A 15,074-nucleotide genomic window follows, 5' to 3' on the forward strand; every position below is an offset into this window, starting at 1 on the left:
ATCAGCCATTTATCGCGCGCGCCGCGCCTGCTATCGCCCGCGCATCGATGACTGCCACCCATCCTCCCGATAGCCAGCTTCGCGGTTTCGTCGCCCTGCTGCCCTCCGCAGCACGGCCCTATGCGCTGCTCGCGCGGTTCGACCGGCCGATCGGCTGGTGGCTGCTCTATTGGCCGTGCGCGTGGGGGCTTGCGCTCGGCGGCGGCGCGGTCAGTCACTGGCCCTTGTTCCTGTGGATGCTGGTCGGGGCGATCGCGATGCGCGGGGCGGGCTGCGTCTATAACGATATCGTCGACCGTGACCTCGACGCGAAAGTGGCGCGGACCGCGTCGCGTCCGGTCGCGAGCGGGGCGGTGTCGGTGCGCAATGCGCTGCTGTGGACATTGTTCTTGTCGCTCGTCGGCCTGCTTGTGTTGCTCCAGTTGCCGCGCCCGGCACAGATCGTCGCGCTCGGCAGTCTGATCCTCGTCGCGGGCTATCCCTTCATGAAACGCATCACCTGGTGGCCGCAGGCGTGGCTGGGCCTCGTGTTCAGCTGGGGCGCGCTCGTCGCGTGGGTCGCGGTCGGCGGGGCGGAGGGCGCTGCCCTCCCGTTGCTTTACGCCGGCTGTATCGCGTGGGTGATCGGCTATGACACCATCTATGCGCTGCAGGATATTGAGGACGATATGCTGATCGGGGTGAAGTCGAGCGCGCGCGCGATGGGCCGCCATGTGAAGGGCGGGGTCGCGATGTGCTACGCGCTTGCGCTCGCCTGCTGGGGCGGCGCGCTGTGGGCGGTGCGGCCCGATCCGCTGGTGCTGATCGCGCTGCTGCCCGCAGCGGTGCATCTGACGGGGCAGGTGGTCACGCTCGACCCGGCGAATGGCGAGGATGCGCTGGCGAAGTTCCGGAGCAATCGGTTCGCGGGACTGCTGGTGTTCGCGGCGATGCTCGTCGTGGGCATGGCGCCCTAGTTACTCCGCCGCGAGCAACTCCTCGGCGCCGCCGAGGTCGACCGACACGAGGCGCGAGACGCCGCGCTCGATCATCGTCACCCCGAACAACCGGTGCATGCGCGCCATCGTCACCGCATTGTGCGTGACGATCAGGTAGCGCGTGTTCGTCTCGCGCGCCATGCGGTCGAGCAGGTCGCAGAAACGCTCGATATTCGCGTCGTCCAATGGCGCATCGACCTCGTCGAGGACGCAGATCGGCGCGGGATTGGTGAGGAACAGGCCGAAGATCAGCGCCACGGCGGTCAGCGCCTGTTCGCCGCCCGAGAGCAAGGTGAGCGTGCCGAGCCGTTTGCCCGGCGGCTGCGCCATGATTTCGAGCCCGGCTTCGAGCGGATCGTCCGAATCGACGAGCTCGAGATGCGCCTGCCCGCCGTTGAACAGCATCGTGAACAGCCGCTGGAAATGCTGGTTCACCGCCTCGAACGCCGCGAGCAGCCGCACCCGGCCCTCGCGATTGAGATTGCCGATCGAGCCGCGCAGACGATGGACCGCCTGCGTCAGCTCCTCGATCTCGGCGGCGTTCTTCTCGCGCTCGGTGTCGAGTTCGGCGAGTTCGTCGGCGGCGACGAGGTTCACCGGGCCGAGCCGCTCGCGGTCGGAAACGAGCCGGTCGTGCTGTGCCGATTCGGCGTTGGCGTCGCCGACGCTGCCCGATTCGAAGCCGGCCTTTTGCGGCAGCAGCGGCGGGGGGCATTCGAAACGCTCGCCCGAAAGGCGGCCCATCTCGATGCGGCGGAGTTCGGCATTTTCGGAGCGCGCGATCGCGCCGGCACGCGTTTCGCGCGCGCCGGCGACGCGCTCGCGGATGGCATTCAGCGCGGTTTCTGCCTCGCGCAGCGCGGCTTCGGCGGCGCGTTCCTGCGCTTCGGCGGCGGCGACTTTTTCGCGCAGATCGGCCTGCTGTGCTTCGGCGGCGGCGCGCTGCTCAGCAAGCTTTGCCGGGGCGTCGGCGAGTTTCGCCGCTTCGGCCGCCAATGCATCGGCGCGCTTGTCCATTTCGGTCACGCGCCGTGCGGCCTCGCCCGCGCGCGCCTTCCAGCTCTTGATCTCGGCGCTGACGACCGCTTGACGTTCGCTCAGACTGGCAAGCGTGCGTTCGTGCGCCGCCAGCGCATCGCGTGCGGCATTGGCATCGGTGCGTGCGCGGTCCGCCGCATGCTCCTCGGCCTCGAGCGCCGCGCGCGCGATGCTGTCGTCGGGCAGCGCGGCGAGCGCGCTTTCCTGCACCGCGAGCTGTTCGGCGGCGTCTTTTGCCGCCTCGGCGATTTCGGCGAGGCGGCGGTCGAACAGCGCCGCGGCGTCGCGGTGTCGGTCGATCGCACCCTGCGCCTGGTCGGCGGCGCGCAATGCGGCCCGGCGCGCTTCGTCGGCCTGTGCGAGCGCCTTGCGCGCCGCGACCGCGGCGGCGGTGAGCTCGGACGCCTTTGCGGCGGCGGCATCGCGCCGGTCGCGCAGGCCCTGCACGCCGAGCTCGACCTGCGGGCGCTGCGCGGTGAGTTCGTCGAGGCGGTTCTGGCGTTGCAGCCGCTCGGTCGCGGTCGCGCCGTCGCCGCGCGTAACGAAACCGTCCCAGCGGCGCATTACGCCATCGACGGTGACGAGGCGCTGGCCGACCGCGAGCGGCTGGCCGCCGTCCCCCTCAACGACCGCGACCTGCGCGAGACGGCGCGCGAGGGCGGCAGGCGCCTGTACATATTCGGCGAGTGGCTTGGTGCCGGCGGGGAGGGAGGGGTCGCTTTTTGCGGCCTCGGCGCCGCCCCAGCTGCGCGCCGCATCCTTGTCGGTTCCCGCGTCGAGATCGTCGCCGAGCGCGGCGGCGAGCGCGGCTTCATAGCCCGGCGCGACGCGGAGCTGGTCGAGAATGCGGTCGGCATCGCTGCGCGCCGCGGCGAGCGCGCGTTCGAGCGTCGATGCCTCGCCTTCGAGCGCGGCGAGCGCGGCGCGCGCTTCGGCGAGCCCCGCCTCGATGCCCGCAAGGTCGGTGGCCGTCGCCTCGCGATCGGCCTCGGCTTCGTGCAGCGCATTTTCGGCGGTCGCGATCGCGGCCTCGGCGGCTTCGGCCCCCTTCTTGCTGTCGGCGAGCGTTGCGGCGAGCGCGGCGCTGTCGCCGAGCGCCGCGACCTCGGCGTCGACGCGCGCCTTGTCTCCCGCGATGCGGCGTACGGCAGCTTCGGCGCTGTCGCGGGCCGACACCGCGATGCGCCGGTCGGCGGCCTCGCTCGCCGCCTTGGCGCGCGCCTGCGCGAGCGCGACCTCGGCGTCACGCAGCCGTGCCTGTGCGGCGAGGCTGGCGTCGGCAAGGGCAGCCTTGCCTGCGTCGTGCCCGGCGATCTCCTGCGCCAGCGTTCTGGTTTCGGCGTCGAGCGCCGTGAGCGCCGCATGGGCTTCGCGCGCCAGTTCGCCTTCGTGCGCGCGGTCGTCGGCGATGCGGCGTTGCTGCGTCGCCAGATCGTCGAGCCGCTGGAGCGCGGCGCGCTCCTCGCCGTGCAAGCGCACCTGCGTTGCGGTCGCCTCGGCGAGCGCGCCGCGCTGCGCCTGCGCGTCGCTCCGCGCCGCCGCGACATGCGTAGCGACCTCGGTCTGCGCCTTGGAGATGGTTTCGAGTTCGTCTTGCGCGGTCTTGACCGCCGCCTCGGCGGCGTCGGCATCGCGGCGCGCCTGATCGGCAGCGGCCGCGGCATCGCGCCAGCGGGCATAGATCAGCCGCCCCTCGGCGATGCGGATGTCGTCGCTGAGCTTCTTGTATTTCTCCGCCGCGCGCGCCTGCCGGCGTAGCGCGTTGGCGCGTACCTCCATATCGGCGACGATCTCGGAGAGGCGCGTGAGGTTGGTTTCGGTCGCGCGCAGTTTCTGCTCGGCGTCCTTGCGGCGGACGTGCAGCCCCGCGATGCCCGCGGCTTCCTCGAGCATCGCGCGGCGGTCGGTCGGCTTCGCCGCGATGACGTTGGCGATCTTGCCCTGGCTGACGAGCGCGGGGCTATGCGCGCCGGTCGCGGCGTCGGCGAAGATCAGCGCGACGTCCTTCGCGCGCACGTCGCGGCCGTTGGCGCGATAGGCGCTGCCCGCGCCGCGCTCGATGCGGCGGATGACTTCGAGATCGTCGCCGTCGCTCGAATCGGACAGACCCGCAACGAGCGCCCCTTCGGTATCGCAATGAAGCGCCACCTCGGCGAAATCGCGCGCCGGGCGCGTCGAGGTGCCGGCGAAGATCACATCCTCCATCCCGCCGCCGCGCATCGACTTAGGGCTGGATTCGCCCATCACCCAGCGGATCGCTTCGAGCAGGTTCGATTTGCCGCAGCCATTGGGGCCGACGACGCCGGTCAGCCCGGGTTCGATACGGAGTTCAGTGGGTTCGACGAAGCTTTTGAAACCGGTGAGGCGCAGCCGCTTTATCTGCACGGGGCGGCCCCGTGCAGGTCATCGAATCGGAGCTGGTGCAACCTTGGTGTCACATATCCCCCTGCAGGCCGTCATGCCGCGCGGGGCGATGAGGCGCAAGGGCCGGCTAAACGATCCTCCCTGTCGCGTAGCGATGGGGAGGTGGCAGCCCGAAGGGCTGACGGAGGGGCTACGACGCTAGCGTTGCTGCCCCTCCACCCACTCGCTTCGCGAGCGGTCCCCCTCCCCACGCCTTCGGCGCAGGGAGGATCAAATCCGAATCAGCGTGCGCCCATCGTGCGGAGGCGGTCGCGCAGCGGAGCCCATGATGCGACGCCTTCGGCGACCTGGCCGTTGATGACAAAGGTCGGCGTGCCGGTGATCTGATATTTCTCGACGCCGGCGTTGGTGCCCTTTTCGATCGCCTCGACATTTTCGACCTTGGCGAGGCACTGCTGGATCGTCGCGGCGGGAACCCCGCGCTGCTGATAGAATTGATCGATGCCCCAGCCCTTGGCGAGCGCGGTAAAGCGCTGTGCGGGGGGCAGCTTCATCGCTTCCTCGATCCCCGGCGCCGGCTTCGACGCGCCCGCGATGAACGCCTCATGCTCGAGGAAGGTCGCGTCGGCGAGCGGGAAGAAGCGGTCGGGGCCGGTGCATTTAACGATCGCGCCCGCGATCGCGTCGACGGGGTGGAGCATGAACGGCGTCAGCTTGTACGACACACGGCCGGTGTCGACGAAGTCACGCTTCAGCTCTTCGTGCGAATCCTTGGTGAACTGCGCGCAATGGCCGCAGGTGAAGGCGCCAAATTCCTCGAGTTTGATCGGTGCGTCGGGGTTGCCCATCACGACGCCGTCGCCGTCGACGCGCACGACCTGCGACCAGCTCTTGCCGGCCGGCGGCGCGACCTTGGCGACCACGGACTGTTCCTTGGAGGGGTCGGTCGCGCCGTCGCCGCAACCGGCGAGGGCGAGCGCGCCGAGCGAAGACAGAAGGGCGATACGAAGCGATGCGGTCATATTCTTACTTTCTCCACAGAACGGGAATGCGGCGCTTTTAAGCGGCCTTGATCGCGAGGTCGAGTTTCGATTTGAGTGCGGGCCATGCGGTGACCCCGGCATTGCGGCCATTGACGAAAAAGCTCGGCGTGCCTTCGACATTGTCGGCATTGAGCCCGATGTTCGTCATGCCGGTGAGCTCGGCCTGCGCGACCTCGCTGTCGAGCGCGGCGTCGATCTGCGCCGGTGTGTAGCCGCGTGCGCGCATCAGCGCGGTGAGCCCCGTGCCGGCGGCGATCTTGCGCGCGCGCTCGCCGGTGGTGCCTTCGAACCAGCTCTTCTTCTGCGCCTCGGTCGCCTTCTGGATGCTGGCGATCAGCGCGGTGAAATGGTTGAAGATCGCCTGATGATTGCCCGCGAACGCCTTGGGACCGCCGCAGCGCGCGAGCAGCGCCGCGGTCATGTCGACGGGGTCGCGCACCAGGTTGCGATATTCGAACAGCACGAGTCCGCGATCGACATAGCCTGTCTTCAGCGGCAGCGCGCTCGCCTTCGCGAAATCGGCGCAGACGTGGCAGGTGTAGCTGAAATATTCGACGACCCGCACCTTCGCGGCGGGGTTGCCGGCGAGGAAGGCGCCGATCGGGGTCGTCGTGACGGTCTGCGACCAGAGCGTGGGTTTCGCCGGGGTCGCGGCGATCAGGCCGAGCGCGGCGCCCGAAAGTGCCAGCACCGCCGCGCGGCGATCGAGAAGCGGGTCGTCAAAAGCGGACATCCGTCTTTCCTAACTGATACGGGGAAGCTTGGGCGGCGTCGCCAGTCCTGCCGCCATGCGTTCGAGCACGGTGCGCAGTTCCGGGTCGCCGATGTCGCGCAGGCTGTCCCCCAGTTCGGCGGGTACGGGTTTCAGCATTGCCGGCGGCTGAACGGGCGCGGCGGGCGTGACCTGACCGTGCGTCATGCGAACCTGCGCGACGGCGGCATAACCGAAGAAGCGGTTGACCGCGCCGATGATGTCGGGCGCGACATGCTGGAGCATCGGCGCGTGCGCGCCGCTGATCGTCAGGTGGAGCGTGCCGCCCGCTTTCTGGCCCGCCGGGAAACGGATCATCGCGGGCTGGGTGACGTCGGCGAGCCGGTCGCCGACGATCTCGCGCCAGCGGCTGACCACCGAGCTTTGGACAAAGCCAAACTTGCGAAAGGCGGCGCGGCCGATTTCGGGAACGAGGTCGGACACCATGCGCGCTTCGCCGCCGCGCGGGCGTTCGTAAACGCGCACGGGCGGCTTGGCGGATTTCGCCTTGCCTTTCGCCTTGGCCTTTTTGGCCGGCGCATCCTCGCCTACGTCTTTCGTCATGCCGGGTGCCATGCCATAGGCGGGGGGTGAGCGTCCAGACTTCCCACATGGCAGATGACATCGCCCGCGACTTCGCGGACCGGCTGCTCGGCTGGTACGACCGGTCGGCGCGGGTGCTGCCGTGGCGGATCGCGCCGAACAGCGGCGGCGTCCCCGATCCCTATCGCATCTGGCTGGCCGAAGTCATGTTGCAGCAGACGACCGTCGCCGCGGTCGCGGGCTATTTCGCGCGCTTTACAGAACGCTGGCCGACGGTTGCCGATCTGGCGGCGGCCGACGACGCCGATGTCATGGCGGCGTGGGCGGGGCTTGGCTATTACGCCCGCGCGCGCAATCTGCTCGCCTGCGCACGCGCGGTCGTTCGCGACCATGGCGGGATATTTCCCGATAGCGAGGCCGCCTTGCGCGCGCTGCCGGGGATCGGCGACTATACCGCGGCGTCGGTCGCGGCGATCGCTTTCGGGCGCGCCGCGGTGGTCGTCGATGCCAATATCGAGCGCGTGATCGCGCGCCACCGGCTGATCGAAACCCCGCTGCCGATGGCGAAGCGCGAGATTCGTGCCGCGCTGGCACCGCTAGTGCCCACGGATCGCCCGGGCGATTTTGCCCAGGCGCTGATGGATCTTGGCGCGACCGTCTGCACGCCGCGCGGCCCTGCCTGCGCGATCTGCCCGCTGATGGCCGACTGCCGCGCGCGCGGGCGGGCGGATATCGAGCGCCTGCCGGTGAAGCCGCCGAAGAAAGCCAAGCCGCATCGGCATGGGCTGGCGCACTGGATCGAGCGCGATGCGCAGGTCTGGCTCGTGCGCCGGCCGGGCAAGGGCATGCTCGGCGGGATGCGCGCGCTGCCCGGCGGCGACTGGAGCGATGCGCGGCCGTCCGAGTCGGGAATCGTCAGCGTCGACCATGGTTTTACCCATTTCGACCTGACGCTGACATTGGTGCGGCGCGACGCTCCGCCACAAGGCCCCGATGCCGCAGCGGAAGGCCGATGGTGGCCGATCGCGGACCTTGACGCGGCGGGGCTGCCGACGCTCTATCGCAAACTGACCGACAAGATGCTGGAGAGAGACGCATGAACATGATGGTGTCGCGCCGCGCACTGATGGGTGGGATGGCGCTGGCGGGCGCGGGGGCGTTGCTGCCGCGCGCCGCGCTGGCGTGGAAGATCGACGGCGCCGCGCTCTATCCCGCGACCAACGCGTTCATCAAAGGCTTTGTCGACCGCCGCGAACTGGCGGGCACGCTCGCCGCAATCGGCAAGGGGCAGGAGGCGCCGGTCTTTTTCGGTGCGGGGGTGCAGTCGAACGATTCGGCGACGCCGGTCGGCCCCGATACTTTGTGGCGCCTCTATTCGATGACCAAGCCCGTCACCGGCATCGCCGCGATGCTGCTGATCGAGGACGGCAAGATGAAGCTCGACCAGCCGATTGCCGACTTCCTGCCCGCCTTTGCGAATATGAAGGTGCAGAACACGCCCGACGGCTCGATCACCGATGTGCGCCCCGCGAAGGGCCCGATCACGGTGCGCCAGCTGCTCACGCACACCGCGGGGCTCGGCTATAATATCATCCAGAAGGGGCCGATCAAAAAGGCCTATGACGATAATGGCATCACTGGCGGGCAGGCGAGCCGGCTGCCGATCCCGGGTTTCGCGCCGGTAACCCCCGCGCCGAGCCTCGCCGTGATGGCCGACCGGCTCGCGGCGCTGCCGCTCGTCTATGAGCCCGGCACCAAATGGAGCTATTCGATCAGCCTCGACCTGATGGGGCGGCTGATCGAGGTCGTGTCGGGGCAGCCGTTCGATGCCTTTCTGAAGGCGCGGCTGTTCGATCCGCTCGGCATGACGAGCACCGGCTTCATGGTCGCCGCGAAGGACGTCGGGCGCTTCACGAGCAATTATGCGCCCTTCGGCGGCGCGCTGATTCCTTTCGATCCCGCGGCAAGCTCGATCTATCTCGACCCGCCGCCCTATCCCTTCGGCGGCGGCGGCCTCGTGTCGAGCGCGCGCGACTACGACCGCTTTCTCGCGATGCTGCTGGGTGAAGGAGAAACCGGCGGGAAGCGCGTGATGAAGCGCGAGACCGCGCGGCTCGCGATGTCGAACCTCATCGCCGACAGCGTCGACCGCAAGGGAACCTTCATCGACGGGCAGGGCTTTGGTGCGGGCGGCCGCGTGTCGCTGCCGACCTCGCCGGGTGGCGAGGGGATTTTCGGCTGGGCGGGCGCCGCGGGGACGATCGGCTTCGTCCACCGGGGGCTTGGCTATCGCGTCGGCGGCTATACGCAGATCATGCCGCCCGATGCGGTGTCGTTCCAGGGCAAGTTCGGCGAGACCTTCTTCAAGGATGTGACGCGCTGATGCCGCTTCCGCTCGGATTCACCGGGGCGTGGCTCGACCGCGCCGATCAATTGCGTACCAACGAGGCGGCTTTCGCTGCGGCAGTGGCCGATCCGCGGGCGCGCTGCCTTGTGCTCGACGGCATCGACTTCGTGCCGGGCGAGGGCGGCGGACTCTTGTGGGAGCCGCTCGACCCCGCCGACGATCGCGCGCTGATGCTGCTTGGTATCGACAATGACGGGATCCCGCATTTCGTGCGCGAGGCCGCTTCGGGGGCGCGGATCGATGCGCGGTCGCGCACGGTGATGCGGTTGCTGCCGCTGCTTTCGGGCGCGGATGCGGCGCTTTATGGCGGTGCGCGCAGTCTTGTCGACTGGCACGCGCGGCATCGTTTCTGCGCGGTGTGCGGTTCGCCGACCGACCTGTTTCGCGGCGGGTGGGGGCGGCGTTGCGGCAGCTGCAATGCCGAGCATTTCCCGCGCGTCGATCCGGTGGTGATCATGCTTGCCGAATGCGAGGGGCGAGTGCTCGTCGGGCGGCAGGGCGGGTTTCCGCCGGGATTCTTCTCGGCGCTCGCGGGGTTCGTCGAGCCTGGCGAATCGCTCGAGGAAGCGGTCGCGCGCGAATTGTTCGAGGAGGCGGGCATCCGCGTCTCGGATGTCAGCTATGTCGCGAGCCAGCCCTGGCCGTTCCCCTCGTCATTGATGATCGGGTGCCGCGCGGTCGCGAAGAATCCCGCGCTCACGCTCGACACGACCGAGATCGAGGCCGCGATGTGGGTCGACAAGGCCGAGGTACGCGCCGCGCTCGCGGGCGACATGGGCGCGCCGTTCATGGCGCCGCCGCCGCTCGCGATCGCGCGATATTTGCTGGAAGATTGGGCCAGATAAATCCTCCCTGTGCCGCAGGCATGGGGAGGTGGCAGCGCGAAGCGCTGACGGAGGGGCTAATGGCGCAACGTTGCTGCCCCTCCACCATCCGCTACGCGGATGGTCCCCCTCCCCATCGCTACGCGACAGGGAGGATAAAGTGACTAGAGCCGCTTGCCGGTAATCCGGCTGATTTCCTTGGCGACCATCGCCTCGACCAGCGCGGGCAGGTTGGTGTCGAGCCAGTCCTTGAGCATCGGGCGCAGCGCGTCGAGGACGACATCCTCCATCGTGCGGCCGGCGACGGTCGGGGCGGCAACGGTTGCAGCGGCGACCGCGGGCGCGACCGCTGCGGTCAGCGCTTCGAGCGACTGGCGCGCAGCATCGGCGCTTGCTTCGGAAACGAGCTCCGCGGCCACGGGGGCGACATCGGCCCGGTCTTCTTCATCCTGAAGGTCGAGAATATCATCGGCTTCGGGGACGCGGATCTCGCGTGCCGAGCCCGGCGCCTCGTCGCGAGCGATCACGCGCCGAATCGACGACAAGATATCTTCCATCGATGGTTCCCGCGACATATCGCCCATAACCAACCCCCTAAACCATCGCGATTACCGGATGGTTAACCATCCTCTTACCGATTCGGGGTGGATTTTGCCAAGCCTTATTGTGGCGAGAGCGATGGCGGACCGACGGGAACGCTGGCGGTGGCGGCGGGAACGGCGCGCGTGTCGGTTGCGACTTGCTGCGGCGCCGGATCGTCGGCCCAATCCCAGATCTCGCCGCGCACGCGCTTGTAATTGACTTCGGGATCGTAGAGCGCGCCGCCGCCGATGCCGAGATCGCGCGCTTCGGCCTTGCCCATTGCGGCGAGGACCGAGAAGGCGGCGACGTACGAGTTGCGCTGCGCCGACACGAGCTGGACCTGCGTGTTCAGATATTCCTGTTCGGCGTTCAAAATGTCGAGGATCGACCGCGTGCCGACGCTGTTTTCGGCGCGTACGCCTTCGAGCGAGAGCGCGTTCGCGCTGACCGCCTGCTGCGTCGCGGTGATGATGCGTTCGTTCGCCTGCCAGGCGGCATAGGCGCCGCGCGTCTGCGCGATCACGCCGCGTTCGGTTTCGACATATTGTTCGATCGCCTGGCTGCCGCGCGACTGCGCCTGCCGCACCTGGGCCGACCGGCGGCCGCCGGTGAAGATCGGCAGCGTTACCGAAACCCCGGCGGCCGCGTTCGATGTTTCCTGCAATACGCCGACGCCGGTGACGCCGCTGTTCAGCGAGCCGAGGTAATTATTGTAGCCGCCGCCGACCGTCGCCGAGAGTTTCGGCGCGCGGGCTGCCTTTGCCGCACCAATGTCCGCCTTGGACGCATTGACCAGCTGATTCGCGGCCTCGATATCGGGATTGGCGTTGAGCGCGATTCCGACCGCTTCTTCGGCGCTCGCGGGCAGGTTCGGCAGCTTCGGCGGTGCCTGCAGATCGGTCGGTGCGTCGCCGACAAGCCGGATATAGGATTCGCGGCTGCCGATCAGATTGGCCTCGGCGTTGCGCAAATCGCCTTCGGCGAGCGCGAGCCGCGCCTCCGACTGGGCAACGTCAGTGCGCGTCAGGTCGCCGATCTCGAAGCGATCGCTCGTCGCCTGAAGGTTGGTCCGCAGGACCGAGACGTTCTTTTGGTTAAGCTGGACGATCGCCTGGTCGCGAATGACGTCCATATAGGCGCCGACGACCTGCGAAAACACGCTTGCTTCGGTTGCGCGCAAGTCGGCTTGTCCCGCCTCGACGCGATATTTCGCTGCGCGCACGGCGTTGCGGACGGCGCCTCCCTGATAAATCGGCACCGACAGCTGGCCGCTCGCGGTAATCGATCGCATCGGCGCGTTGAAGCTGTTGCCGGGGATGATCAGATTTTCCTCATAATCCGCGCGGGTGTTGACCTCGGGAAGGCCGAAGCTTTTCTGGATCGGCACATTCTCGTCATTCGCGCGCTGTCCCGCGCGCGCGCCGGTCAGCGTCGGATTGTTTTCATAGGCCTTGGCCAGCGCACCCTGCAATGTTTCGGCCTGCGCCGCCGCGGGCAGCATCAGCGCACCGACCGCGAGTCCGGCGAGCCAGCTGGACCGGCGAAGGGGCTGTTTCTTATTATTATCGTTCATAAAGATGTCAGCCCCGCAACAAGGAAGGAAGTGGCCTTAAAACTGAAAAGCGACCGGTGCCGCAAAGCCCGGCAGCGGCGCGACGTCCATGTCGGCGAAGCTGCGCAGCGCGATCGCGCCGCCGGCCTTCACGCCCTCGACCAGCCGCGTCACCGCGCCTTCGCGCCGCGCCGCGATCAGCCGGCCGCCGTCGGCGAGCTGTGCGACCAGCGCATCGGGCAGCGTTTCGATCGCGCCCTCGATGATGATGCGGTCGAACGGTGCCGCATCGGGCGCACCGGCGGCGAGCGGTCCCCGGGTCCAGCGGATATTGTCGTTGGCGACCGCGCCCTCTGCCACCGCCATCAATTCACCCTGTTCCTCGACGGCATGCACTTCGGCGCCGAGCAGCGCGAGCAGTCCGGCGGTATAGCCCGTCGCGCTGCCGACCAGCAGCACGCGCTGGCCGGGGCGGATCGCCGCCGCGACCAGCATCCGGCCGGTGACCAGCGGCGCGTTCAGTGCGCGGCCGTGGCCCAGCGTGATCGGGCGGTCCATATAAGCGACGCCGGCGAGCGCGGCGGGCACATGCGCCTCGCGCGGTGCCGCGGCCATCGCGCCGATCACCGCGGGGTCGATGACGTCGTTGGTCCTCAGCTGGCTGTCGATCATGGCAGCGCGCATCTCTGCCGCAGTGATTTCGCTAAACTTCGTCGCCATCAGCCTTTTCCAATTCCCTGGAACTTGAACCTTTGCGGGGCAGCTTTAGCCGAAGCAATGCTGTATTGCAATAGTAATACAGCCCCGCAGCCGCATTGTCGCCGCGCATAGCTGTCAATGGGGGTGTCGCCAAGCCTCATCGCGCGCTGCGCCGCGGCCCGGGCGGTGCCGGTCCGGCGAATCCTTGACAAGGCAGCCAAAGCCCCTCACTAGCGGCGCCGTCCAACACCCGGCCCGTCCCTCTCAGGATGCGGTAATTTGGCATGAGGCCCGATGGCGGAGTGGTGACGCAGCGGATTGCAAATCCGTGCACGCCGGTTCGATTCCGGCTCGGGCCTCCAAACTTTTCCCAAGTCGCAAAATCAGACTTCGCTTGCGTCGGTCCCATGGCGTCGCCCCTATCGCGCAATCTGTAGCGCCGGTTTCTGACGGTAGCCTGACGACACGCAGCCGTTCGGTAGCCCCAAGGACAAAGGGCTGCCCCTTTCGGAGCAGCCCTTCCATTGTCGTGCCTGTTCGCGGACGATTATCCGAGCCGGACCCCCGCGAGGAAGGTCATGCTCAAATCTGCCGCATGCGGCGCGTGACAATGAGACATTCGACCACCTCCTTTCGCTTGTTGACGATGAAATCAATGTAAGATTCCTGGCGGTCAGTTCAAGATGTTTGCGTTTGCCCCGCACACGGAGCCAGGCGGACGATATCCAGCTTGTGAATCGTCCCGCATTTCCGCTTGCCGTTTGCGCGCCCTGCCGGGAAAGAAGTTTCTATCGGACTCGTTCGCATGGAGGACAGCAGCATGGCCCATGGCACCGCCCGCATCGGCAAGGATCATTATCGCACCGCGATCAACGTCGGCGGCCATGAGCTGATCGGCGACGAGGGGCCGGGGCTGGGCGGGCAGAATCTGGGGCCGGCGCCTTATGATTTCCTGCTCGCGGGCCTCGGCGCGTGCACCGCGATCACATTGCGCATGTACGCCGACCGCAAGGAATGGCCGCTCGAATCGGTCGATGTCGGCCTGCGGCTCGTCAACAAGGACGGCCTTCGGGTCGATCGGGTGCTGACGATCGCGGGACTCGACGACGAACAGAAAGCACGGCTCGCCGATATTGCCGAGCGGACGCCGGTGACGCTGACGCTGAAGGGCGGGCTGCCGATCGACACAAGATTGGCATAGGATCCTCCCTGTCGCGAAGCGATGGGGAGGGGGACCATGCGAAGCATGGTGGAGGGGCCGCGACGTTGCGTTATGGCCCCTCCGTCAGCGCTTCGCGCTGCCACCTCCCCATTGCTTCGCAACAGGGAGGATAGGGGATCGGGCGCGCCACTGGACAAGTTGCGATCTACCACTTATATACCAGCCGTTATGGAAATCGAAACCGCCACCGTCGCCACACCGCATAAGGGCCGTCCGCGCGAATTTTGCGTCGACATGGCGCTGGCGGCGGCGCTGCGCGTCTTCTGGTCGAAGGGCTATGAGGGCGCGTCGATGGCCGATCTGACCGAGGCGATGGGGATTACCAAGCCGAGTTTGTACGCGGCCTTCGGTAACAAGGAAGCCCTCTTCAACAAGGCGCTCGACCTTTATGAGCGCGAAAAGGCCGACTATATGCATGCGGCGCTCGATGCGCCGACCGCGCGCGGCGTCGCCGAGCGGCTGATGTACGGGGCGCTCGACATGTACACCTGCCCCGAAAATCCGAACGGCTGCCTTGGCGTGATCACCTCGGTCGCGTGCGGCGCCGAGGCCGAATGCATTCGTCAGGCCGTGCTCGAACGCGGCGCGACGGCGAAGCGCGCGATGCTCGAACGCTTTGCGCGCGCCAAGGAAGAGGGCGACTTCCCGCCCGACACCGACGCCGAAGGTCTGGCGGCGTTCCTGACCGCGGTGAACCAGGGCATGTCGGTGCAGGCCGGCGCCGGCGCGACGCGCGCCGAGCTGGAGCGGCTCGTCGAAACCAGCCTGAAGCTTTGGCCGGGGCGTTGATCTGAGCATTTACCGGCCGAAAGACCGGCGCCCACTGTTTCGGTAAACGCTCGGAAAGAAAAATTTTACTGCCCGGTACAGAATGGTCTTGACGCAGCGCAACATGACTTATATACCACTCAGTATACAAAGATAGGCTCTCCCCCGAGACCGGCCGCAGTGTGACAAAGATCGTGCGGCGGCCGGAAGTTTCACCATCGAATAATTTCCCGGAAGAGAGTCTTGCTCCGGTCGGGCGCCCGAAGGCGCTTGCCCGCAAGATATAAACAGGGACCCCGCGCGC

13 protein-coding genes and 1 tRNA gene are annotated in these 15,074 nt (G+C 67.7%); 7 read left to right on the forward strand and 7 right to left on the reverse strand.

Annotation, left to right across the window (positions count from 1 at the left end):
• Nucleotides 1-47: 47 nt before the first annotated feature.
• Nucleotides 48-956: a 4-hydroxybenzoate octaprenyltransferase gene (ubiA, locus tag J2X38_RS02195; protein ID WP_310250811.1), complete on the forward strand. Its 909-nt coding sequence runs from the start codon at nt 48-50 to the stop codon at nt 954-956.
• Here ubiA and smc read toward each other — a convergent pair whose 3' ends face one another.
• The 4 genes from smc to J2X38_RS02215 form a co-directional block, all read right to left on the reverse strand.
• Nucleotides 957-4,400: a chromosome segregation protein SMC gene (gene smc / locus J2X38_RS02200; RefSeq protein ID WP_310250814.1), complete on the reverse strand. Its 3,444-nt coding sequence runs from the start codon at nt 4,398-4,400 to the stop codon at nt 957-959.
• Between the two features lie 260 nt (nt 4,401-4,660).
• Nucleotides 4,661-5,401: a thioredoxin domain-containing protein gene (locus J2X38_RS02205; RefSeq protein ID WP_310250818.1), complete on the reverse strand. Its 741-nt coding sequence runs from the start codon at nt 5,399-5,401 to the stop codon at nt 4,661-4,663.
• 37 nt (nt 5,402-5,438) lie between these two features.
• On the reverse strand, nt 5,439-6,155 hold the full coding sequence (locus tag J2X38_RS02210) for a thioredoxin domain-containing protein (RefSeq protein ID WP_310250821.1): 717 nt from the start codon (nt 6,153-6,155) through the stop codon (nt 5,439-5,441).
• A 9-nt stretch (nt 6,156-6,164) separates the two neighbouring features.
• Nucleotides 6,165-6,737 (reverse strand): DciA family protein, encoded by a 573-nt coding sequence (locus J2X38_RS02215; protein WP_310250824.1) that lies wholly within the window; start codon nt 6,735-6,737, stop codon nt 6,165-6,167.
• Between the two features lie 47 nt (nt 6,738-6,784).
• Here J2X38_RS02215 and J2X38_RS02220 point away from each other — a divergent pair, with 47 nt between their 5' ends.
• Genes J2X38_RS02220 through nudC form a run of 3 tightly spaced genes read left to right on the forward strand, consistent with a single transcriptional unit; the run spans nt 6,785 to nt 9,968 of the window.
• Nucleotides 6,785-7,816, forward strand: a complete 1,032-nt coding sequence (locus J2X38_RS02220) for an A/G-specific adenine glycosylase (RefSeq protein WP_310250826.1) — start codon at nt 6,785-6,787, stop codon at nt 7,814-7,816.
• Nucleotides 7,813-9,099, forward strand: a complete 1,287-nt coding sequence (locus J2X38_RS02225) for a serine hydrolase domain-containing protein (RefSeq protein WP_310250828.1) — start codon at nt 7,813-7,815, stop codon at nt 9,097-9,099. The genes J2X38_RS02220 and J2X38_RS02225 overlap by 4 nt, the downstream gene beginning before the upstream one ends.
• Nucleotides 9,099-9,968 (forward strand): NAD(+) diphosphatase, encoded by an 870-nt coding sequence (gene nudC, locus J2X38_RS02230; RefSeq protein WP_310250830.1) that lies wholly within the window; start codon nt 9,099-9,101, stop codon nt 9,966-9,968. Before J2X38_RS02225 ends, nudC begins: the two co-directional genes overlap by 1 nt.
• Nucleotides 9,969-10,111: 143 nt before the next feature.
• Here the strand turns inward: nudC and J2X38_RS02235 are convergent, their stop codons facing one another.
• The 3 genes from J2X38_RS02235 to J2X38_RS02245 all read right to left on the reverse strand — a co-directional run bounded on the left by J2X38_RS02235 (nt 10,112) and on the right by J2X38_RS02245 (nt 12,801).
• A complete protein-coding gene (locus J2X38_RS02235; protein ID WP_310250833.1) occupies nt 10,112-10,504 on the reverse strand; it encodes a DUF2497 domain-containing protein in 393 nt (130 codons plus the stop codon).
• 104 nt (nt 10,505-10,608) lie between these two features.
• Nucleotides 10,609-12,102, reverse strand: a complete 1,494-nt coding sequence (locus tag J2X38_RS02240) for a TolC family outer membrane protein (RefSeq protein ID WP_058538745.1) — start codon at nt 12,100-12,102, stop codon at nt 10,609-10,611.
• 36 nt (nt 12,103-12,138) lie between these two features.
• The gene (locus tag J2X38_RS02245; protein ID WP_310250837.1) at nt 12,139-12,801 is read right to left on the reverse strand and encodes a protein-L-isoaspartate O-methyltransferase; all 663 of its coding nucleotides are present in this window, start codon (nt 12,799-12,801) and stop codon (nt 12,139-12,141) included.
• Between the two features lie 267 nt (nt 12,802-13,068).
• On the opposite strand from J2X38_RS02245, the gene J2X38_RS02250 reads away from it, so the two are divergent.
• The 3 genes from J2X38_RS02250 to J2X38_RS02260 all read left to right on the forward strand — a co-directional run bounded on the left by J2X38_RS02250 (nt 13,069) and on the right by J2X38_RS02260 (nt 14,791).
• Nucleotides 13,069-13,142, forward strand: a tRNA-Cys gene (locus tag J2X38_RS02250).
• A 458-nt stretch (nt 13,143-13,600) separates the two neighbouring features.
• Entirely contained in the window at nt 13,601-13,981 is a 381-nt protein-coding gene (locus J2X38_RS02255) for an OsmC family protein (protein ID WP_058538933.1), read from the forward strand.
• 189 nt (nt 13,982-14,170) lie between these two features.
• Nucleotides 14,171-14,791, forward strand: a complete 621-nt coding sequence (locus J2X38_RS02260) for a TetR/AcrR family transcriptional regulator (protein ID WP_082521505.1) — start codon at nt 14,171-14,173, stop codon at nt 14,789-14,791.
• Nucleotides 14,792-15,074 lie beyond the last annotated feature (283 nt).

Origin of the sequence: Sphingopyxis sp. BE235 (assembly GCF_031457175.1) — a bacterium.
Taxonomy (GTDB): domain Bacteria; phylum Pseudomonadota; class Alphaproteobacteria; order Sphingomonadales; family Sphingomonadaceae; genus Sphingopyxis.

Coding starts and splice junctions, on each gene's coding strand:
- J2X38_RS02245 (WP_310250837.1), bottom strand. CDS start 12,801: ATGGCGACGAAGTTTAGCGAAATCACTGCGGCAGAGATGCGCGCTGCC.
- J2X38_RS02235 (WP_310250833.1), bottom strand. CDS start 10,504: ATGGAAGATATCTTGTCGTCGATTCGGCGCGTGATCGCTCGCGACGAG.
- J2X38_RS02240 (WP_058538745.1), bottom strand. CDS start 12,102: ATGAACGATAATAATAAGAAACAGCCCCTTCGCCGGTCCAGCTGGCTC.
- ubiA (WP_310250811.1), top strand. CDS start 48: ATGACTGCCACCCATCCTCCCGATAGCCAGCTTCGCGGTTTCGTCGCC.
- J2X38_RS02210 (WP_310250821.1), bottom strand. CDS start 6,155: ATGTCCGCTTTTGACGACCCGCTTCTCGATCGCCGCGCGGCGGTGCTG.
- J2X38_RS02225 (WP_310250828.1), top strand. CDS start 7,813: ATGAACATGATGGTGTCGCGCCGCGCACTGATGGGTGGGATGGCGCTG.
- J2X38_RS02205 (WP_310250818.1), bottom strand. CDS start 5,401: ATGACCGCATCGCTTCGTATCGCCCTTCTGTCTTCGCTCGGCGCGCTC.
- J2X38_RS02255 (WP_058538933.1), top strand. CDS start 13,601: ATGGCCCATGGCACCGCCCGCATCGGCAAGGATCATTATCGCACCGCG.
- J2X38_RS02260 (WP_082521505.1), top strand. CDS start 14,171: ATGGAAATCGAAACCGCCACCGTCGCCACACCGCATAAGGGCCGTCCG.
- J2X38_RS02220 (WP_310250826.1), top strand. CDS start 6,785: ATGGCAGATGACATCGCCCGCGACTTCGCGGACCGGCTGCTCGGCTGG.
- nudC (WP_310250830.1), top strand. CDS start 9,099: ATGCCGCTTCCGCTCGGATTCACCGGGGCGTGGCTCGACCGCGCCGAT.
- J2X38_RS02215 (WP_310250824.1), bottom strand. CDS start 6,737: ATGACGAAAGACGTAGGCGAGGATGCGCCGGCCAAAAAGGCCAAGGCG.